At 66.3% G+C, this 21915-nt stretch carries 12 protein-coding genes; 4 read left to right on the plus strand and 8 right to left on the minus strand.

Going from position 1 to position 21915, the window contains the following annotated elements; genetic code table 11:
- The first annotated feature begins 23 nt into the window (after positions 1 to 23).
- Both treS and glgB read left to right on the plus strand, forming a co-directional pair.
- The gene (gene treS, locus IPV08_RS09375; protein WP_207411648.1) at positions 24 to 3281 is read left to right on the plus strand and encodes a maltose alpha-D-glucosyltransferase; all 3258 of its coding nucleotides are present in this window, start codon (positions 24 to 26) and stop codon (positions 3279 to 3281) included.
- A 159-nt stretch (positions 3282 to 3440) separates the two neighbouring features.
- Positions 3441 to 5594 carry a 1,4-alpha-glucan branching protein GlgB gene (gene glgB / locus IPV08_RS09380; protein ID WP_246747876.1) on the plus strand — a complete coding sequence of 718 codons (2154 nt, stop codon included), beginning with the start codon at positions 3441 to 3443 and terminating at the stop codon, positions 5592 to 5594.
- Positions 5595 to 5901: 307 nt separating this feature from the next.
- On the opposite strand, the gene glgA is transcribed toward glgB, so the two are convergent.
- Both glgA and IPV08_RS09390 read right to left on the minus strand, forming a co-directional pair.
- Positions 5902 to 7434 (minus strand): glycogen synthase GlgA, encoded by a 1533-nt coding sequence (glgA, locus tag IPV08_RS09385; protein ID WP_207411650.1) that lies wholly within the window; start codon positions 7432 to 7434, stop codon positions 5902 to 5904.
- Positions 7435 to 7580: 146 nt separating this feature from the next.
- Positions 7581 to 9206 carry an alpha-amylase family glycosyl hydrolase gene (locus IPV08_RS09390; RefSeq protein WP_207411651.1) on the minus strand — a complete coding sequence of 542 codons (1626 nt, stop codon included), beginning with the start codon at positions 9204 to 9206 and terminating at the stop codon, positions 7581 to 7583.
- A gap of 329 nt (positions 9207 to 9535) precedes the next feature.
- On the opposite strand from IPV08_RS09390, the gene IPV08_RS09395 reads away from it, so the two are divergent.
- Complete coding sequence (locus IPV08_RS09395; protein WP_207411740.1) at positions 9536 to 12067, plus strand: glycogen/starch/alpha-glucan phosphorylase; 2532 nt, start codon at positions 9536 to 9538, stop codon at positions 12065 to 12067.
- A gap of 238 nt (positions 12068 to 12305) precedes the next feature.
- Here IPV08_RS09395 and IPV08_RS09400 read toward each other — a convergent pair whose 3' ends face one another.
- The 3 genes from IPV08_RS09400 to IPV08_RS09410 all read right to left on the minus strand — a co-directional run bounded on the left by IPV08_RS09400 (position 12306) and on the right by IPV08_RS09410 (position 16931).
- Positions 12306 to 13970, minus strand: coding sequence for an OFA family MFS transporter (locus IPV08_RS09400; protein ID WP_207411652.1), 1665 nt, complete (start codon positions 13968 to 13970; stop codon positions 12306 to 12308).
- A 279-nt stretch (positions 13971 to 14249) separates the two neighbouring features.
- Positions 14250 to 14666, minus strand: a complete 417-nt coding sequence (locus IPV08_RS09405; RefSeq protein ID WP_207411653.1) for a DUF779 domain-containing protein — start codon at positions 14664 to 14666, stop codon at positions 14250 to 14252.
- A gap of 60 nt (positions 14667 to 14726) precedes the next feature.
- Positions 14727 to 16931, minus strand: coding sequence for a 3-hydroxyacyl-CoA dehydrogenase NAD-binding domain-containing protein (locus tag IPV08_RS09410; RefSeq protein WP_207411654.1), 2205 nt, complete (start codon positions 16929 to 16931; stop codon positions 14727 to 14729).
- 110 nt (positions 16932 to 17041) lie between these two features.
- On the opposite strand from IPV08_RS09410, the gene IPV08_RS09415 reads away from it, so the two are divergent.
- The gene (locus tag IPV08_RS09415; protein ID WP_082470028.1) at positions 17042 to 17827 is read left to right on the plus strand and encodes an EAL domain-containing protein; all 786 of its coding nucleotides are present in this window, start codon (positions 17042 to 17044) and stop codon (positions 17825 to 17827) included.
- Between the two features lie 49 nt (positions 17828 to 17876).
- Here the strand turns inward: IPV08_RS09415 and IPV08_RS09420 are convergent, their stop codons facing one another.
- The 3 genes from IPV08_RS09420 to IPV08_RS09430 all read right to left on the minus strand — a co-directional run bounded on the left by IPV08_RS09420 (position 17877) and on the right by IPV08_RS09430 (position 21682).
- Positions 17877 to 18359, minus strand: coding sequence for a hypothetical protein (locus tag IPV08_RS09420; protein ID WP_056426222.1), 483 nt, complete (start codon positions 18357 to 18359; stop codon positions 17877 to 17879).
- A 120-nt stretch (positions 18360 to 18479) separates the two neighbouring features.
- Positions 18480 to 19688: an acetyl-CoA C-acetyltransferase gene (locus IPV08_RS09425; RefSeq protein ID WP_207411655.1), complete on the minus strand. Its 1209-nt coding sequence runs from the start codon at positions 19686 to 19688 to the stop codon at positions 18480 to 18482.
- 206 nt (positions 19689 to 19894) lie between these two features.
- On the minus strand, positions 19895 to 21682 hold the full coding sequence (locus tag IPV08_RS09430; RefSeq protein WP_207411656.1) for an acyl-CoA dehydrogenase C-terminal domain-containing protein: 1788 nt from the start codon (positions 21680 to 21682) through the stop codon (positions 19895 to 19897).
- Positions 21683 to 21915: the final 233 nt, after the last annotated feature.

Raw genomic sequence — 21915 nt, forward strand, 5'->3', positions numbered from 1 at the left:
CCGACGCATGAGGCAACGACGCGATGATCGATCGTAGCGATCCGCAATGGTACCGTGACGCCATCATCTATCAGATCCACGTCAAGTCGTTCTTCGACTCGAACAATGACGGGATCGGCGATTTCGAGGGCCTGACGCAGAAACTGGATTACGTGCGGGACCTCGGCGTCACCGCCATCTGGCTGATGCCGTTCTATCCGTCGCCCCTGCGCGACGACGGCTACGATATCGGCGATTACCGCGACGTGAATCCGTCCTACGGGACGATGGAGGAGTTCCGGAAGTTCGTGGAGGCCGCGCATGACCGTGGCCTGCGCGTCATCACCGAGCTCGTCATCAACCACACGTCGGACCAGCATCCGTGGTTCCAGCGCGCCCGCGAGGCGCCGGCCGGCAGCCCTGAGCGCGATTTCTACGTCTGGTCGGACACCGACACGCCGTATTCCGACACGCGCATCATCTTCCTCGACACCGAAACCTCGAACTGGACCTGGGACCCGGTCGCCAAGCAGTATTTCTGGCACCGGTTCTACAGCCACCAGCCGGATCTCAACTTCGACAACCCCGCCGTGCTGGAGGGCGTGATCGAGGTCATGCGCTACTGGCTCGACATGGGCGTCGACGGCCTGCGCCTCGACGCGATCCCCTACCTGATCGAGCGCGACGGCACGAATTGCGAGAACCTGCCGGAGACCCACACGGTCATCAAGGCGATCCGTGCGGCGCTCGACGCGAGCTATCCCGACCGCATGCTGCTGGCGGAAGCCAACCAGTGGCCGGAGGAGACCGCGCAGTATTTCGGCGACGGCGACGAATGCCACATGGCGTTCCACTTCCCGCTGATGCCGCGCATGTACATGGCGATCGCCCGCGAGGACCGGCACCCGATCACCGACATCATGCGCCAGACCCCGGAAATCCCCGAGGGCTGCCAATGGGCGATCTTCCTGCGCAACCATGACGAGCTCACCCTCGAAATGGTGACGGCGGAGGAGCGCGATTACCTCTGGTCGTTCTATGCCGCCGAGCGCCGCGCCCGCATCAACCTCGGCATCCGCCGCCGTCTGGCTCCGCTGCTGGAGAACGACCGCCGCAAGATCGAGCTGATGAAGTCCCTCGTCCTGTCGATGCCCGGCACGCCGGTGCTCTACTACGGCGACGAGATCGGCATGGGCGACAACATTTATCTCGGTGACCGCGACGGCGTGCGCACCCCGATGCAATGGTCGCCCGACCGTAACGGCGGCTTCTCCCGCGCCAACCCGGCCAAGCTCTTCCTGCCCTCGGTGCAGGACCCGATCTACGGCTTCGATGCGATCAACGTCGAGGCGCAGACCCAGTCGCAGACGAGCCTGCTGAACTGGACGCGCCGCATGATCGCGATCCGCAACAACTCGGTCGCCCTAGGGCGCGGCGGCATGCAGTTCCTGTATCCGACGAACCGTAAGGTGCTGGCCTGGATCCGCGAGTTCGAGGGGGAGCGCGTCCTCTGCGTCGCCAACCTGTCGCGCGCGCCGCAGGCCGTGCAGCTGGACCTGTCCGAGTTCCGTAGCGCCGTGCCGATCGAGCTCACCGGCGGTTCGGAATTCCCGGCCATCGGCGAGTTGCCCTACCTGCTGACCCTGCCATCCTACGGGTTTTACTGGTTCTCGCTGAACGCGGCGAATGCCGGGGAAATCGGCCCGCAGCCGGAGACACCGGAGCTCTTCACCCTGGTCCTCACCGGCGGTGTCGAGACCCTCATGGCCGGCCGCGAGCGGACCGCCTTCGAGCGCACCGTGGCGCCGCGCTTCATCGGCACCCGCCGCTGGTTCGGCGCCAAGGGAACCCGCATCAAGTCGGTCTCGGTGATCGACAGCGCCACCCTGAAGGATGCCGGCGGTGCCACCCGCTTCCTGCTGCCGCGTGTGGCGGTGCATCTCGCCAATGGCGAGCGCCAGGATTACTTCGTGCCCCTCGGGGTCGATGAGGGCCGCGAGGACGAGACGCTGCTGTCGCATGCGGTCGCCCGCGTCCGTCGCGGACCGCGCACGGGCCTGCTGTTCGGCGCGTCCGCCTCGCCGGCCTTCTCGGTCGCCCTGATCGACGGCATGCGCAACGGCGTCGAGTTGCCGACGGAGACCGGCAAGCTCGTCTTCTCCCATACCTCGGCCTTCGATCGCGACGTCGCCGTGGATCTGGCGGAAGTCCGCAGCCTGAATGCGGAGCAGAGCAACACCTCGATCGCCATCGGCTCGAAGATGATGCTCAAGCTCCTGCGCCGCATGCAGACGGGGGTGCATCCCGAGATCGAGGTCGGCCGGTTCCTCACCGAGCAGGCGGGCTTTGCCAACACTCCGGCCCTGCTCGGCGTCGTCGAGCACGTGGACGGGGACGGGACGCGGACGGCGCTCGCCGTGCTCCAGGCCTTCGTGCCGAACCAGGGCGATGCCTGGACCCTCATGCTGGAGGGCTTACGCCGCGACTTCGATACCGTCGTGCTCGCTCCCGAGAGCGAGGCGCCGGAGCCGACCGAAGCCTTCGCCCCGCACCTGCGCTGGGCCGAACTCCTCGGCCGCCGCACCGCCGAGCTCCACAACGCCTTCGCCATCGAGACCGACGACCCGGCCTTCGCGCCCGAACCGTTCACGCATGACGATCTGCGCGACCTCGGGGAAGATGCACGCCGGATGGGCGAGAGGGCGTTCCGTGCCCTCGACGCCCTGGCGGGCCGCACCTCCAGCACGGCGATCACCGAGCTGGCCGGTCGCCGCCGCGAAGTCGAGCTGTTGATCGAGGACATGACTTCGCGTCCGCCGGTTGGGGCAACGAAGACCCGGATCCACGGGGACTTCCACCTCGGCCAGGTTCTCGCATCCGAGAGCGACCTCATTATCATCGACTTCGAGGGTGAGCCCGCTCGCCCGGCCGATGAGCGCCGGGCCAAGTCGACACCGCTGCGCGACGTCGCCGGGATGCTGCGCTCCTTCGCCTATGGGGCCGAGACGGTCACCCGCGAGATCGCGGCGCGGTTCGCAGATTCGGAAGATCGGGCTCGCAACGCGTCGATCGCCTGGCGTGGCATGATCGATGCCGCGTTCCTCGATGCCTACCGCGGCGTGGCCTCGACCAGCCGTGCGGCAGTGACCGACCCGGAGACCGAGACGCGGCTGCTCGCGCTCTCGCTCCTGGCGAAGGCGCTCTACGAGGTCGATTACGAGGCCAATAACCGGCCGGATTGGATCGAAATCCCAGCCCGTGGGGTTCTCACAATTCTGGACGACACCAAGAGAGGCGTTTGAATGACGGATATCGACGAGAGCCTGGCGAAGACGTCCGAGCAGGAGCGGAAGCGGTCCGAACGGATCGCGGCCCGCTCGGCCGCGTCGGGGAGTTCCCGCCAGGCCGATGCCGATACGTCGACCGTTCAGGGCGTCCATCCGGACGCGGTCGCCGCTGTGATGAGGGCGGATCACGGCGATCCGTTCTCGGTGCTCGGCCCTCACCAGATCGGCCCCGGCCTGTGGGAGGTGCGCGTCATCCTGCCGGAGGCGAAGTCGGCCTCCCTTCTCACCGCCGGCAAGCGCATCCCGTTCGAGCGGCGTCATCAGGACGGGTTCTACGTCGCCCGGGTCGAGAGCCAGGGACGGCCGCTCTATGAGCTGGCCGTGGAAGGTTGGGACGGCACCGAGCGTCCGCGCCACGACCCCTACAGCTTCGGCTCATCGCTGCATCAGCAGGATATCGACAACCTGCGCGAGATCGGCAGCGACGTGACCTATCGGGTGCTCGGCGCCCAATCCATGGAGCTCGATGGCATCGCCGGGTTCCGCTTTGCGGTCTGGGCCCCCAATGCCCGCCGGGTGAGCATCGTCGGCGATTTCAACGAGTGGGATGGCCGACGCCACCCGATGCGGCTCTGGCAGAATGGCGGCATCTGGGAGTTGTTCGTTCCGGGCCTCGCCGCAGGAGCCCATTACAAGTTCGAGATTCGTGGGGCCGACGGTTCGCTGCTACCGCTGAAGGCCGATCCCGTCGCCTTCGCGGCGCAGAAACCGCCGGAGACTGCTTCCGTGCTCCAGGGCACGAACGCGCCCGTCTGGAGCGACGACAAGTGGATGGCGACGCGGGGCGAGAAGGATCCGCGCCACACCGCCATCTCGATCTACGAAGTCCATCTCGGCTCCTGGGCGCGCGTCGCCGAGGAAGGCAACCGTTACCTGACCTACAAGGAGTTGGGCGAGCGCCTGATCCCCTACGTCAAGGAGATGGGCTTCACCCATATCGAGATGCTGCCGATCACGGAATATCCGTTCGACGGCTCATGGGGCTACCAGCCGGTCTCGCTCTTCGCGCCGACGAGCCGCTTCGGCACGCCGGACGATTTCGCGGCCTTCGTCGATGTGGCCCACGAGGCCGGAATCGGCGTGATGCTGGATTGGGTGCCGGGGCACTTCCCCCTCGACGCCCATGGTCTCGGCCAGTTCGACGGGACGCATCTCTACGAACATGCCGACCCGCGCCAGGGCTTCCACCAGGATTGGGGCACCTACATCTACAATTTCGGCCGCACGGAAGTGTCCAGCTTCCTCGCCGCCAATGCCCGGTTCTGGCTCGAACACTACCATCTCGACGGCCTGCGCGTGGATGCCGTCGCCTCCATGCTCTACCTCGACTATTCGCGCCGACAGGGCGAGTGGATCCCCAACCAATACGGCGGCAACGAGAATCTCGACGCCATCAACTTCCTGCGCAAGACCAACGAGGCGACCTACAGCCACGCACCGGGCACGATGACGATCGCCGAGGAATCCACCTCCTGGCCGGGCGTGTCACACCCGACCTATACGGGCGGCCTCGGCTTCGGCTTCAAGTGGAACATGGGGTGGATGCACGACACCCTGGAATTCATGTCGAAGCAGACCATCCATCGCCGCTATCACCACCACGACCTGACCTTCGGCCTGCTCTACGCCTTCTCCGAGAACTTCATCCTGCCGCTCTCGCACGATGAAGTCGTCCACGGGAAAGGCTCGCTGCTGGACAAGATGCCGGGCGACCGCTGGCAGAAATTCGCGAATCTGCGTGCCTATTTCGGCTACATGTGGGGCCATCCGGGCAAGAAGCTGCTCTTCATGGGCGGCGAGTTTGGCCAGCAGAAAGAGTGGAACCACAACCAGAGCCTCGACTGGCATCTGCTCGACGATCCTCTGCATCGCGGCGTGAAGGATCTCGTCCGCGACCTGAACCACCTCTACACCTCGACGCCCGCCCTGCATGTGAGGGATTGCGAGGCCGCCGGCTTCCAGTGGCTGGTTTCCGACGACCAGGACAACAGCGTCATCGCCTGGGCCCGCAAGGGCAAGTCACCGGGGGAGGTCGCGGTGGTGGTCTCCAACTTCACGCCGATTCCGCGTGAGGGATACCGGATCGGCGTACCGGAGGCGGGGTTCTATCGGGAGGCGATCAACTCGGATTCCGAGCGCTACGGCGGTTCGAACGTCGGCAACATGGGCGGTATCCAGGCCGAAGCCGTGGAGAGCCACGGCCAGCCCTATTCGCTGGTGCTCTCGGCGCCCCCTCTGGGGACGATCATCTTCGTGCGCGAGGGCTGAGATCGCCTCGTGTTTTAAAGATGCCATGAGTAAGGGCGCCGGTTCGATGAACCGGCGCCCTTTTGTGTTGGAGGCTGTTTGATCGGATTGCTCAGCGGATGCCGATGGGAAAGTCGATCATCCAAACCGACCACCTCATCCTGAGGCGCCGGAGCGTAGCGGAGGCTTTGAGGGAGCCCTCCAGAGACCGAAGCGATCCCTGGAGGGCTCCTTCGAGGCCGCTGCGCGGCACCTCAGGATGAGGTAAAGCTTTGGAAGACAATGCAAATCAGCTGTTCGGACGCTAAGATCGGTCGGAGACCGACTCTCAGACAGCCTGGGCGCGAAGACCACCACCATTCCCCAAAGCCCGGGCGTAGAGCGCCGAGTAATCCATGGCGGCGCCGTCCCAGGTGAAGGAGCGGGACATGGCGCGGCGGCGCATGGCGTTGAGGCGCTTCTTCTCGCCGAACGTATCGAGGGCGCGGCGGACCGCGCCGAGGAAACCCGTCTGCGAGGCTTCGCCGAAGGTGAAACCGGTCACGCCGTCCTCCACCGTGTCGGCGAGGCCGCCGGTGCGGCGCACGATCGGCAGCGAGCCGAAACGCTGGGCGTACATCTGCGCGAGGCCGCAGGGCTCGAAGCGCGAGGGCATCAGCAGGAAGTCGCTTCCGGCGAACATCCGCCGCGCTTCCTTCTCCTCGAACCCCACATGGACCCCGACGGCATCCGGATGGCGGCGGGCGAGATCGCTGAGCGCGGTTTCGAAGCGGCGCTCACCCTCGCCGATGACGACGATCTGACCGCCCTCGGCCACGATGGTTTCGGCCGCGCTGAGGCTGAGGTCGATGCCCTTCTGGTGGACGAGGCGCGAGACGATGGCGAAGAGCGGGCCTCGCGATACGGCGAGGCCGAACTTCCGGCGCACCGTCTCGGCATTGGCGCGCTTGCCCTTCCAGTCGTCCGCCTCGAACCGCGTGGCGAGGTGGGGATCGGTGCGCGGGTCCCAGCTTTCGTCGATCCCGTTGAGGATGCCGGCCAGCCGCCCCTGGGCGGCGCGCGTGCGCAGCAGGCCGTCGAGGCCGCAGCCGGATTCCGGCATCATGATCTCGCGGGCATAGGTCTCGCTCACCGTGGTGACGTGCGAGGCGTAGTAGATGCCAGCCTTGAGGAAGGAGAGATGCCCGTAGAACTCGCAGCCATCCATCTGGAAGGCCCCGTCCGGGATGCCGAGGCGACCGAGGGAATCACTCGGGAACAGGCCCTGATAGGCGAGATTGTGGATCGTCAGCACGCTGGGGACGCGCTGCCCGGTCCATTCGAGATAGGCGGGGGCGAGCGCCGTCTGCCAGTCGTTGAGGTGCAGCAGGTCGGCGGACCAGGACGGATCGACCCCGCCGGCGAGTTCCGCAGCCGCGAGGCTGAGGCGCGCGAAGCGCAGGTCGTTGTCGCGGAAATCCCCCTGCGCGTCGCCATAGGGCGTCCCGTCGCGCTGGTAGAGGTCGGCACTCAGGATGATGTAGACTTTGAGCCCGTCACCCGTCTCGATGAGGCCGAGATCGCAGGGCGGGATGCCGGCATGGCCGCGCAGATGGGCGACGACGGGGATGTGATCGAACCGGTCCACCACCTGGCGATAGCCGGGGATGAGCACGCGGACGTCGTAATGGCGGCGGAGCGACCGGGGCAGGGCGCCGGCGACTTCGCCCAGACCGCCGGTCTTCACGAAATCCGACATTTCCGGGGTGGCGTAGAGGATGCGCGGCTGGAGCGAGAGGCTCCGGATCACCTCGGCATCGGCCGCGCCGGAGGCGAAAATCGGCGAGGCGAGATCGGCACTGGAGGTGGTCGTCGCCGGCATATGATGGAGACCTCTAGGGCAGATCGTGCTCTTCGCGATGCACAACTCAAGCCACTGGGTCGGTTAATACTACGTTCAGTTTGCTGCGGCGCGGGGAAAATGTCGCGCCGCGATAGTTTTTTCGGCCTCCCTCAGCGTGGGAGGTTTCAATCCGGGTGTTTGAGCAGGATCACGCCCTCGTTTCCGGCCATGTCGAGCACCTCCGAGGCACCGATATCGGCTCGCCCGGGATGGGTGGAGAGGAGAACGCTCCAGCCTGATTCGCCCGCCAGAGGGAACCGGACCGGTGACGCCGAGAAGTTCAGTACGATCCGCACGGTCTCGCCGGCCTCCATCCTCTCATAGGCGAGGACGTGTTCGAGCCCGTCCGTATCGAGCCGGCGGTAGCTTCCCACCGCCAAAGCGGGATAGGCGCGACGGAGATGCAGAAGCCTCCGGTAGAGGGTGAGGATCGAGGTGGATTCGTCGCGCAGGGCCTCCACATGCCGCCTGTCCCGGTCGGCGCTCAGGGGAAGCCAGGGTTCGGCTTCGCTGAAGCCGGCATGTTCGGTGTCGTCCCACTGCATCGGGGTCCGTTCCGGGTCGCGGCCATGGCCCGGTTCGTTGAAGCCCCAGGGGTCGCGCATCCGCTCCGGCGGGATCTCCACATGGGCAAGGCCGATCTCGTCGCCGTAATAGACCGTGGGCGTGCCGCGAAGCGTAAGGAGGAGGATCGCCGCGATCCGCGCCTGCGCCTCGCCGATCCGTGCGGCGATGCGGGGCTGGTCATGGTTGCCCAGCACCCAGTTCGGCCATCCGCCCGGGGGCAGCGCCTCCTCGTACTCGTCCACCAGGGCCGCCACGGCATCGGCCTGCCACGGGGTCTGGATGAGCTGGAAGTTGAAGGGCAGATCGACGCCGGTCAGACCGGGGCCATAATAGGCCACCAGCCGCTCGATCGGCAGATAGATCTCGCCGATCAGCACCCGGTCGTCGTAACCGTCCAGCACGCGGCGCATGCCGGCGATGATGTCGAACACTTCCGGGCGGTCGGCGGAATAGACCTGATCGAACCGGTTGATCTCCGGCTGTTCGGGATGGAAGGCCGGGTTCGCCGGATTGTCGCGAAAACCCTCGTCCTTCATCAGGTGCCAGATCACGTCGACGCGGAACCCGTCGATGCCCCGGTCGAGCCAGAAGCGCAGCACGTCGTGCATCGCTTCCCGCACCGCCGGATTGCGCCAGTTCAGGTCCGGCTGCTCGGCCAGGAAGGCGTGGTAATAATACTGGCCGCTCGCCTCGTCGAAGGTCCAGGCCGGCCCGCCGAAATTGCTCAGCCAGTTGTTGGGCGGCCCGCCATCGGGCGCCGGATCGCGCCAAATGTACCAGTCCCGGCGGGGATTCTCGCGCGACGCGCGGCTCTCCGTGAACCAGGGATGCGCGATGGAGGAATGGTTCGGCACGAAATCGAGGATGACCTTGAGCCGCCGGGCGTGGGCCTGGGCGACCAGCTCGTCCAAATCGGCGAGGCTGCCGAAGAGCGGGTCGACGCCGCAATAATCGGCGACGTCGTAGCCGTAATCGGCCATGGGCGACGGATAGATCGGTGAGATCCAGACGGCGTCGACGCCGAGCCAAGCGAGGTAATCGAGGCGGCGCGTGATGCCGGCGAGATCGCCGACACCGTCGCCATTGGTGTCCTGGAACGAGCGCGGATAGACCTGATAGACGGTCCCCCGCTTCCACCAGACGGCTTTCGCCAGATCCGGAAAAGTCGTCTCGCCTGACGTCATCCGTCCCCCGGTCTGACCCGATTCACGCCCCGATGGCGGTAACAGCCTAGCCTGCGCGGGCGCATCAAGCGACCCCGCCGTGGCTGTGTCCGCCTCATGGCGCACCAGCGCTCATCTGCCGCATTCATGAAACCTTCAGCGCGAAATGGTCTCATTCCCGCGCTGTTTCGATGTGAAGTTGGCGAATCGCGAGGATCGGGCGCGGGCAGCGGGACCGCTTGGTCCCATGGGCCGACCTCATCGATATCGCCATCGCCGAGCGGTCACCGCCGGAAGAAGCGGGTGGCGAAATCGGCGTCGCGGCAGCGACACTATGGGGGAACGAGACCATGCTGAACGAAATCCTGGCCGCCTCCGCACGGAGTGACGAGACCGGCACGCGCGCCGCCGCGGCGGAAGCGCCGGCCCGGCCGGGCTGGACCGCTCCCGCCAAGCCCGCTTCCGGCGACCCCGTGGCGGATCTGCGCGAAGCCATCCTTGCCAAGCTCGCCTATGCGATCGGCAAGACCCCCGAGACCGCTCGCGAGCGCGACTGGTTCGCCGCCACCGCCCTGGCCCTGCGCGACCGGATCGTCGATGCCTGCATGGACGGCAGGTCCACGAGCATTCCCAACAAGCGGGTCTATTACCTCTCCCTCGAATTCCTCATCGGCCGGCTCCTATCCGACGCCATGAACAATCTCGGCCTCGTCGACACGACCCGCCGGGCCTTGCGCGATCTCGGCATCGATCTCGGCGACGTCGAGGCGGCCGAACCGGACGCGGCGCTCGGCAATGGCGGTCTCGGGCGTCTCGCCGCCTGTTTCATGGAGAGCATGGCGAGCCTGTCGATCCCCGCCATCGGCTACGGCATCCGCTACGATCACGGCCTGTTCAAGCAATCTTTGGAGGATGGCTGGCAGAAGGAAGCGCCGGAAACCTGGCTCGCCGAGGGCAATCCCTGGGAGTTCGTCCGGCCCGAGGCGACCTACACGATCGGGTTCGGCGGCCATGTCACCATGTCGGCGATCTCGGACGGCGTGATCCGACGGCACTGGCACCCGGCAGAAACCGTGCGGGCCGTGGCCCATGACGTCCCCGTGGTCGGCTGGCGGGGCAAGCACGTCAACACGCTGCGGCTCTGGAAGGCGGAGGCGGAATCGCCCCTCGAACTCGCGCAGTTCAACGGCGGTGACCATGTGGGCGCGGTGGCGGCCCGCTCCAAGGTCGAGGCGATCTCGCGGGTGCTGTATCCGAGCGATTCCTCCGAGACCGGCCAAGAACTCCGCTTGCGCCAGGAATACTTCTTCACCTCGGCCTCGCTGCAGGACCTCGTTTCCCGGCACGTGGCCGAGCGTGGCGACCTGCGCTCGCTGCCCGACCATGCCGCGATCCAGCTCAACGACACCCATCCGGCCATCGCCGTGCCGGAACTGATGCGCATCCTCCTCGAGGATCACGGCGTGACCTGGGAGGATGCCTGGCACATCACCACCAACACGCTGAGCTACACCAACCACACCCTCCTGCCGGAGGCGCTGGAGACCTGGCCGGTGGAGTTGATGGAGCGGCTGCTGCCGCGCCACATGCAGATCATCTACCTGATCAACTGGATGCATCTCGAAGAGCAGGGACGCCACGGCAGGGCCGATGCGGCGCAGCTCGCCTCGGTCTCGCTCATCGACGAGGCCAACGGCAAGCGCGTGCGGATGGGCCATCTCGCCTTCCTCGGCGCCCGCCGGGTGAACGGAGTCTCGGCGCTCCACACCGACCTGATGCGTTCCACGGTGTTCAAGGACCTCCACGCCCTCGACACCGACAAGATCGTCAACAAGACCAACGGCATCACCTTCCGGCGCTGGTTCCACAACTGCAACCCCGAGCTGACGAAGCTCGCCGTGGAGGTGGTGGGCGAGCGCGTCCTCGACGATCCCGAGGCGCTGCTGGGGCTGGCCGATCACGCCGCCGATCCCGCCTTCCAGGCCCGCTACTCCGCCATGCGCACATCCCGCAAGGAGGCCCTCGCCAAGGTGGTGGCCGAGAATACCGGCATCGTCATCGATCCGTCGGCCCTGTTCGACACGCAGATCAAGCGGATCCACGAATACAAGCGCCAACTCCTCAACGTCATCGAGACCGTGGCGCTCTACCAGGCGATCAAGGCCGAGCCGCAGAAGGACTGGACGCCGCGCGTCAAGATCTTCGGCGGAAAGGCGGCGCCGAGCTACGTCCAGGCCAAGCTCATCATCAAGCTCGCCTGCGATGTGGCCAAGCTCGTCAACAGCGACCCGGATATCGCCGGCCGGCTCAAGGTGGTGTTCCTGCCGAATTACCGCGTCAGCCTCGCCGAGGCGATCATCCCCGGCTCCGATCTGTCTGAGCAGATCTCCACCGCCGGTATGGAGGCGTCGGGCACCGGCAACATGAAGCTGGCGCTGAACGGCGCGCTCACCGTGGGCACGCTGGACGGCGCCAATATCGAGATCCGCAACCATGTGGGGGCGGACAACATCTTCATCTTCGGCCTCGACGCGGCCGGGGTTCAGAAGCGCGCGGCCGAGCCGGATTACGCCGCCCGGGCCATCGCGGCCTCGCCGCGCCTCGCCGCTGCCCTCGATTTCATCGAGGCGGGCGGGTTCTCACCGGAGGAGCGCGGCCGCTTCCAGCCGATCGTGGATGACCTGCGCCACAACGACCGCTACCTGCTCACGGTCGATTTCGACGATTACTGGCGCGTCCAGCGCGAGATCGACGCCGCCTGGATCGACAAGGCCAGCTGGTGGAAGAAGGCCATCCTCAACACCGCCCGGATGGCCTGGTTCTCCTCCGACCGCTCCATGCGCGAATACGCCGACGACATCTGGCGGGTGAAGGTGGGGTGAGCCGGAAGGCTCAACCCCACCCGCCGGGTGGTCGAAGACCGACGCAGGGGCTCCGCCCGGAAGGACCCTGCGGGGCCGACTTGCGTCGGTCTGCTTGCACGCCGTCACAGACGACGTCGTCCCGGTCGCGTCGATGTCCCGAAGAGGCCGGTCGCGCCGGCCGCCATGCGCGACCGGTATGGGGTCGCGGACGGAGACGAACCTCCGTTGCCGCGGAAGGGGTTGGCGCTTTCGGTGCCTACCCCAAGAGAATCGTCGCCTTCGACAGCGTGCTCCATATCCCCCAGGCAATGGGCAGGCCGACGGCGACCCAGGCGAGAACCGCGAGCGGCGTGACGCCGCCGCGGCCGATGCCGAAATCGCCGACCCCGCCCGGCAGAGCGGCGACCCCGTCCTTCGCTGCGGCACCTAGTTCAGCGTCGCTCATGAACCAGCGCGCGGCCAGCGGACGGACCAGCAGATTCGCCACGAAGCCCGCCGCCAGGAAACCCGCGAGGATGTACATGGTCCGGGTGTAGAGCGCCGCGCCCTCGAGGCCCGCATCCACCTGAGCCTGCCGGATCGCCGTGACCACGAAGGGACCGACCACGCCCGCCGTCGACCAAGCGGTGAGCAGGCGCCCGTGGATGGCGCCGACGAACTGCGTGCCGAAGATGTCGGCGATGTAGGCCGGGATCGTGGCGAAGCCGCCGCCATACATCGACAGGATCACGCAGAAGAACGTGACGAACAGCGCCTTAGAACCGATCGACGCCGCCCAGGGCGCGCCGGCATAGAGCAGGCATCCGAGGACGAAGAAGGTCGCATAGGTGACCTTGCGACCGATCTTGTCCGAGATCGACGCCCAGAAGAAACGGCCGAGGATGTTGAACAGCGACAGCAATCCGACGAAGCTGGCCGCCACCGCCGCGATCTGCGTCTTCTGGCCGGCATCGAGCTCCCCGAAGCCGAGGCCGGGCAGGCCGATCAGCGCGCCGCCGAAGATTTCCTGCAACATCGGTGAGGCGAGCGCGAGAACGCCGATGCCGGCGGAGACGTTGAGGCAGAGGATCGCCCATAGCAGCCAGAATTGCGGGGTCTTGTGAGCTTGGTCCAGATGGACGTGGCCGGAGCTGATCATCGCGCTCTTCGCCGCCGGCGCGGTCCATCCCTTGGGTTGCCAGCCGGCCGGCGGCACGCGGTAGCCGAACGCGCCGCACAGCATCGCCACGATGTAGATCCCGCCCATCACCGAGAGCGTCTGCCAGACGCCGGCCGAGTCAGGTGTCTTGAAGGTGTTGATGAGCAGCGTGGCGAGCGGCGAGCCGATCATGGCGCCGCCGCCGAAGCCCATGATGGCCATTCCCGTGGCCATGCCGCGCCGGTCGGGGAACCATTTCACCAGGGTGGAGACCGGGGAGATGTAGCCGAGCCCGAGGCCGATGCCGCCGAGCACTCCCATGCCGATCCAGACCAGCCAGAGCTGATGCAGGTAGACGCCGAGGCTCCCGATCAGGAAGCCGCCGCCCCAGCACAGGGCTGCAGCGAGGCCGGCCTTGCGCGGGCCGGCCCGCTCCAGCCATCCGCCGAACACGGCGGCCGAGAGGCCGAGCATCACGATGCCGATGGAGAAGACGATGACGAGGTCGCTGACGCGCCAGTCGCAGGCGGTGGTGAACAAGGACGTGGCGATGCTCATGTCCGCACAGGCCGCCGGTGCCGTTTGCCCGATACTGAGCGCCCGGGACAGCGGTAGCCAGAACACCGACAATCCGTAGGACATTCCGATGCACAGATGGATGGCCAGCGCCGCGGGAGGCACGAGCCACCGGTTGAACCCGGGCTTGGCGACCGTGGCCTCACGTGAGAGCCAGTGCGGGGCGGCCGCTCCCGCGAAGGCGGCGTCACCGATACGTATGTTCATGAGGCATCTCTCATCCAGACCGAAAGGCGGCCTGGTCCTCGGGATTAACACAGGTTTATAAACGTATTGCTACGCTATGGTGTTGTCCCGGGGTGAGGGTTGTATGCCGCTCGGCCGCCTCGTGGCCGCAGGACGCGTCTGCGCCTCCCTGAAGGGCCATCCGCCGGCGAATGGGGGGATGCTCATGTCCCCACGGAGCGAGGGAGCGTCTCGTTTACGGGTGCCCTTGCGCTACGGCTGCCGCATCGGAATCCCGCTCGACGGAGCAGGACGACCGGGTCAGATCCGGCACGCGCCTTCGAGCGCCGTGTTCTCGGCCTCGGTGAAGATCCGCGAGCGGATGAGGAAGCGCTTGTCGCGGCCGTTCTCCAACGAGAACATGCCGCCGCGGCCGGGCACCACGTCGAGAATCAGGTGGGTGTGCTTCCAGACCTGGAATTGCGGGCGGCTGATCCAGAAATCGGCGCCGGCCACCTGGCCGAGATGGACGTCGCTGTCGCCGGTGAGGAAATCTCCCACCGGGTAGCACATGGGCGACGAGCCATCGCAGCATCCGCCCGATTGGTGGAACATCACCGGCCCGTGCTCGGCGCGTAATTCCTCGATCAACGCGATGGCGGCCGGTGTCGCCGTGACCCGCAGGGGCGTTCCGTCGGCGCCGACCTGATCGGCGGTGGTCGCTTCGGTCGTGCTCATGGAACGCTCCCTCCCGTCATGTGACCCCGGCCGGGGAATGTCCCGAGCCGAGGTGTTCGTTCACGCCGCCTTCTTGGCAGCGGCTTCGCCGTAGAACGTGCCGCCGGCCTCCACCATGCGCAGGAGGTTGTCCGGCACCGCGAAACGCGACCCGTGCTTTGCCTCCAGGCCCTGGGCCAGGGCCACGAACGCTTTCGCACCCATGAAGTCGATGTAGGACAGGGCGCCGCCGGTGAAAGGGGCGAAGCCGAAGCCGAGGATGGAGCCCACATCGGCCTCGCGCGGATCCGTGATGACGCCTTCGCCCACGGTGCGGGCGGCCTCCAGGGCCTGGACCACCAGGAGCCGCTGCTTCAGTTCGGTGAAATCGACGTCGTCGGGGTCGATTCGCGTGGTCTGGAGCTCCGACAGGCCGGGCCAGAGCTTCTTCGAGGCGCCTTCCGGATAGTCGTAGAAGCCTTTCCGGTTCTTGCGCCCGAGCCGGCCCTCGCCCTCCACCAGAGTGGTGAGGAGCGCCTTCTGGGCCGGGTCGATCGCCTCGGCGCCGAGCTGCGCTTCGGTGGCCTTGACGATCTTCAGGGCGAGGTCGACGGCGACCTCGTCGGTGAGGGAGAGGGGGCCAACCGGCATCCCGGCCTGGCGGCCGGCATTCTCGATCATGGCGGCGGGGATGCCCTCGATGAGCATCTTGTGGCCCTCGTACAGATAGGCACCGACGCAGCGATTGGCGAAGAAGCCGCGGCTGTCGTTGACGACGATGGGCGTCTTCTTGATCGCGCGGACGTAGTCGAGGGCGGTGGCGAGCGCGGCGTCGCCGGTCTGCTCGCCCTTGATGATCTCGACGAGCATCATCTTCTCCACCGGCGAGAAGAAGTGAATGCCGACGAAATTGCCCGCGCGCCGCGACGCCTTGGCGAGGCCCGAGATCGGCAGGGTCGAGGTGTTGGAGGCGAAGATCACGTCCTCGCCGATCACCGCCTCCACCTTGGCGATGACCTCGGCCTTCACCTTCGGGTCTTCGAACACCGCCTCGATCACGAGATCACAGGATGACAGGTCGGCGTAATCGGCGCTGGTGGTGATGCGCGCCAGCAGGGCCTCACGGTCGGCGGTCTTGGCGCGTCCCTTGTTGATCTGGTCGGTGACGAGCTTATGGGCGTAGGCCTTGCCCTTCTCGGCCGCCTCGGTGGACTGGTCGAGGAGGATCACCTCCATCCCCGCATTGGCGGTGACGTAGGCGACCCCGGCCCCCATGAAGCCGGCGCCGACGACGCCCACCCGCTTCACGCTGGTCTTGGCGATCTCCTTCGGCCGGCGCGCGCCCTTGTTCAGCTCGCCCATGGAGATGAACAGCGTGCGGATCATCGCCGCCGCCTCCTTGGAGCGCAGGATCTTGGCGAAGTACCGGCTCTCGACACGCAGGGCGAGATCCATCGGCAGCTGCAGGCCCTCGTAGACCGAGGCCAGGATGGCCTTGGCGGCCGGATAATTGTCGTGGGTCTCACGACGGTAGATCGCGTTGGCCGGGGGCCAGATCATCATGCCGGCGGGCGAATAGACCTTGCCCGAGGGGGCCTTGAACTTCGGCTGGTCCCAGGGAGCCACGGGCGAGCCGCCGGCCTTGATCCAGGCCTTGGCCTTCTCGACGATCTCGTCCTTGCCCGCCACCTCGTGCACCAGGCCCATGTTCTTGGCCATGAGCGGACGGATCTGCTCGCCCTTGAACAGCATCTGCAGGGCGTCGCCGGTCTGCATCAGGCGGGGGACGCGCTGGGTCCCGCCCGCGCCGGGGAACAGCCCGACCTTGATCTCGGGCAGGCCGACGCGGGTCTTCGGGTCGTCGGACAGCACCCGGTGGTGACAGGAGAGCGAGAGTTCGAAGGCGCCGCCGAGGCAGATGCCGTTCACCGCCGCCGCGAAGGGCTTGCCGCAGGTCTCGAGCTTGCGGAAGACCAGGGTGAGCTTGCGCGATTCCTCGAAGAAGTGGCGCATGGCCTCCTCCTCGCCCTTCTCGGCTTTCAGCTTCTCGTAAGCCTGGCCGAGGCCCTGGAGCATGGTCAGGTCGGCGCCGCCGGAGAAGTTGTCCTTGCCCGAGGTGATGACGCAGCCCTTCACGGCCGGGTCGGCCACCACGGCGTCGATGACCTGATGCAGGTCGCTCATCACCTCTTCGGTGAAGACGTTCATCGAGCGGCCCGGCATGTCCCAGGTAGCGAGGGCGATCCCGTCGGCATCGACGTCGTAGCGGAAATTCGTGAGATTCATTTCTGACCCTCGAAGGTTCGGCGAAGGAATCGTATCCATTAAGGCGATCTAAAACCTTCCGATGGATAGTTTTCCGAGAAAGTTCAAAGTCTTAACATGGGATAGAGTTGATGGCGTCGAGGAAGGCCTGCCAAGGATGTCGTGATGGCGTCGATCTCGATCTTGATTTTACCATGGCTTTTCAACCGATCGTCGATACCAGGGTCGACCGGATCTGGGGCTACGAAGCGCTCATCCGGGGCCCGGAGGGCCAGTCCGCCGGATCGATCCTCGGGCAGGTGACCGAAGCGACCATGTACCGGTTCGATCAGGCCGCGCGGGTGCGTGCCATCGAACTCGCCGGGCGCCTGTTCCAGGCCGACGACGACACCAGGTTGTCGATCAACTTCATGCCCAACGCCGTCTACGAGCCCGCGGCCTGCATCCGCTCGTCCCTGGAGGCGGCGCGCCAATTCGGCTTCGCTCACGAGCGGATCATGTTCGAGTTCACCGAGAACGAGAAATTCCGCGACATCGCGCATCTCCAGCGCATCGTCGACGAGTATCGCCGGCAGGGCTTCCTGACGGCCCTCGACGATTTCGGCGCCGGCTTCGCCGGGCTCAGCCTGCTCGCCAACTTTCAGCCGGACCTGATCAAGATCGACATGGACCTGCTGCGCGGCATCGACCGGGACCGGGCGCGGCAGGTCATCACGGCGGGCATCCTCTCGATCGCCCGGCAACTCGGCATCGAGGTCATCGCCGAGGGAATCGAGACGCAGGCGGAATTCGCGACCATGCGCGAACTCGGCGCGAATCTGTTCCAAGGCTATTATTTCGCCCGTCCCCAACTCGAAGCCCTCCCGAGCGTTTCCGGCTTCGAGGCGCGGGAGCCGCGCCTCGACCTCGCGTCCTAGGGCGGGGCGAAGCCCCTCCCAGTCTTCGCGCTCTACTTCGCGCCGGTCTCTACTTGGCGCCCGGCATCGGCGGCATCGGAGCGGCCGGCTTGTCGCCGGCCGAGGCGATCGCCAACATGTTCAGGATCTTGGTGACCGCACCCTGCGAGATGACGGTGACGGTCGAGGCCGGGTCCGAATTGATCGCCTGGAACTTCTGGTAGATCTTGTCGTCGTAGATGCCGCTGAGGTGCTTGAGCTCGTCGATGTTGAACTTCTCGGCATAGGCCTTCGAGAGACCGTCGATCATGACTTCGCGCTGCTTCTCGAACTCGGCGCGGACTTCCTTGCGCACGGCCTCGGCCTTGTCTTCCGCCATCGGCTGCACGGTCTTCTCGAGAGCTCCGGTGAAGCCGGTTTCGAGGTTCTTGATCAGCGTCTTCTGAACCAGATCCTTGGCGATCGTGACCCGGTCGGACATGTCGTCCGCGCGGGCGGCGAGCGGCGCCATCAATGCCGTGGTCAGCATCATGGTGGCGAGAATGCGTGTCATCTTGGCGTGTCTCCCGATGTTGTCTTTGCGCCGCCGGTTCCGGCGGCGGGAGCGCGCCGTCTAACAGCGTTTCGAAGGGTTTGGGAGGCGGGACCGGCGAAAGCCCGCCCCGGCCCGGTTCTACACCCGCTCGATGATCGTGGCGGTTCCCATTCCGGCGCCGATGCAGAGGGTCACGAGCGCGCGCTCCTTGCCCGTGCGCTCCAACTCGTCGAGGACCGTGCCGAGGATCATGGCGCCGGTGGCGCCCAGCGGATGGCCCATGGCGATGGCGCCTCCATTGACGTTCACCTCGGACGGATTGAGCCCGAAGGCCTGACAGAAGCGCAGGACCACGGCGGCGAACGCCTCGTTGATCTCGAACAGGTCGATATCGGCGATGGTCATGCCGGCGCGGGCCAGCACCTTCTTCGTCACGTCCACCGGGCCGGTGAGCATGAGGGCCGGGTCCGAGCCGATATTGGCGAAGGCGCGGATACGGGCGCGCGGCTTGAGGCCGGCCCGCTCGCCGGCTTCCTTCGAGCCCACCAGCACGGCGGCGGCACCATCGACGATGCCCGAGGAATTGCCGGCGTGATGGACGTGGTTGACCATCTCCACGTCGGGATGCGCGTCGACCGCCACGGCGTCGAAACCGCCCATCTGGCCCATCTGGACGAAGGAGGCCTTCAGCCCGGCCAAGGACTGCATGTCGGTGGAGGGACGCATGTGCTCGTCGGTGTCGAGCAGGGTGATGCCGTTGACGTCGCGCACCGGGACGACGGAATTCTTGAACAGTCCGTCGGCCCAGGATTTCGCCGAGCGCTTCTGCGATTCGACGGCGTAAGCGTCGCACTCGTCGCGGCTGAACCCGTATTTCGTGGCGATGAGATCGGCCGAGACGCCCTGCGGCATGAACCAGGATTTGATGGCGATGGCCGGGTCCACCGGCCAGGCCCCGCCGGAGGCGCCGAGGCCGACGCGGCTCATCGATTCGACGCCGCCGCCGACCGTCATGTCGTGCTGGCCGGCCATGATCTGGGCCGCGGCGAAGTTCACCGCGTCGAGCCCGGAGGCGCAGAAGCGGTTGATCTGCACGCCGGGGACATGAGTGCCGTAATCCGCCACCAGGGCCGCCGCGCGGGCGATGTCGCCACCGGCCTCGCCGACGGGATCGACGCAGCCGAGGATGACGTCGTCCACCTGCCGCGTGTCGAGCTCGTTGCGCTCCTTGAGGGCGCGCAGGGCCGTTTCGGCGAGGCGCAGGGCCGTCACCTCGTGCAACGCGCCATCCGGCTTGCCGCGGCCGCGCGGCGTGCGGACGTGATCGTAGATGAAGGCCTCGGGCATATGCGTTTCCCTGTTGTCCGCTCCTGCGGAGCGACGGCTTTCAAAGTCTGCTCTCGGTCTCGCCGTCATTCCGGGGCCGCGAAGCGGAGCCCGGAATCCAGATCCGCGAACACATCCAAGGTTTGTCGCGTCGGCGGTTCTGGATTCCGGGCTCGCTCTGCGAGCGCCCCGGAATGACGTGGTGAACTGAAAGTCTGTCGTCCGCTCTAAAACGCCTCGGCGCTCAACGCCATGGTCGTGTCGGCTCCGGCCTTGATCCGCACCAGCCGCAGGGCGGTCTCGGGAAGCGTCCGCTCCATGTAGAACCGGCCGATGACGAGCTTGTCGGCCATTTCCGGTGACGGGCCTTGCGCGATGCGCGCCAGCGCCGCCTTGGCGATCCGGCCCCACATGTAGCCCATGGCGACGAGGCCGAGGAGGTGCATGTAGTCGGTGGCGCCGGCCCCGGCATTGTCGGGCTTGGAGAAGGCGTTCTGCATGAACCACATGGTGGCGCCCTGGAGGTCGTTCAGGCCGGCCTGGAGCGGGCCGGTGAACGGCTTCATCTCGGCCTCCTCGTCATGGTCCTTGATGAAGGTCTGGACCTCGGCGAGGAAGCTCATCATCGCCCGGCCGCCATCCTTGGGCAGCTTGCGGCCGATGAGGTCCATGGCCTGAATGCCGTTGGCGCCCTCGTAGATCATGGCGATGCGGGCATCGCGCACGAATTGCGACATGCCCCATTCCTCGATGTAGCCATGCCCGCCGAAGAGCTGCTGGGCCGCCACCGCGTTGTCGAAGCCCTTGTCCGTGAGCACGCCTTTCACCACCGGGGTCATCAGGCCCATATGGTCCTCGGCCTTCTGGCGCTCGGCCGCATCGTCGGAGCGATGGCCGATATCGGCCTGAAGCGCGGTCCACAGCACCAGCGCGCGGGCAGCCTCGTTGAAGGCGCGGATTCCCATCAGGGTCCGGCGCACGTCGGGATGGACGATGATCGGGTCGGCCACCTTGTCCGGGGCCTTGGCGCCGGTGAGGGCGCGGCCCTGGAGCCGGTCCTTCGCGTAAGCCACCGCGTTCTGGTAGGCGACCTCCGACTGGGCGAGACCCTGGACGCCCACCGCGAGGCGCGCTTCGTTCATCATCACGAACATCGCATTGAGACCGCGGTTCTCCTGGCCGACGAGCCAGCCCTTCGCGCCGTCATAGTTCATGACGCAGGTGGAATTGCCGTGGATGCCCATCTTGTGTTCGAGGGAGCCGCAGGAGACGCCGTTGCGCTTCCCCACCGAGCCATCCTCGTTGACGAGGAATTTGGGCACCACGAACAGGGAGATGCCCTTGGTTCCGGGCGGTGCGCCCTCGATCCGGGCGATGACGAGGTGGACGATGTTCTCGGACAGGTCGTGCTCGCCGGCCGAGATGAAGATCTTGGTGCCCGTGAGGCTGTAGGACCCGTCGCCGTTCGGCACCGCCTTGGTCTTGAGGAGCCCGAGATCCGTGCCGCAATGGGGCTCGGTGAGGTTCATCGTACCGGTCCAGGCGCCTTCCACCATCTTGGGCAGATAAGTCGCCTTCTGCTCCTCCGAGCCGTGGACGAGGAGGGCCGCCATCGCGCCCTGCGTCAGGCCCGGATACATGGCCAATGCCAGATTGGCCGAAGAGGTGAATTCCGAGATCGCGGTGTTGATCGTGTGCGGCAGGCCCTGGCCGCCATATTCCTCCGGCACGGAGATGCCCATCCAGCCGCCCTCGGCATAGGCGTCGTAGCCGGCCTTGAACCCATCCGGCGTGGAGACGCTGCCATCCGCCTGGCGGGTACAGCCCTGCCGGTCGCCCACGGCATTGAGGGGGGTGAGCACGCCCTCGGCCAGCTTGGCGCCCTCGACCAGAACCGCCTGGATCAGGTCGGGCGACGCATCCGCGAAACCGCGCAGGTTGTTGCGTCCATGGAAGGCGAAGACGTCGTTGAGGAGAAACTGAACGTTCTCGACCGGTGCACGATAACTCGGCATCTCGTCTGTCCTCCACCCGCTTGATCGCATGCCCGATTCGGCCTCTCAGCCCCGGCACGCTTGATAGTTCATATATAAACTATCCCCGTGCGGAGGGAAAGGGGCACCGTCCGCGAGACGTCGACGATAACATAAGGCCAGTTTGGCACAGGCCTTAACCGCCTGTTTACCAAGAGTGCGAAATGTCAGCGGCAATCGATCCGTTTCGCTGCCGCTGCGACACCTCTGCGTTG

This window comes from Methylobacterium sp. SD274 (assembly GCF_017355285.1).
Lineage (GTDB): Bacteria > Pseudomonadota > Alphaproteobacteria > Rhizobiales > Beijerinckiaceae > Methylobacterium.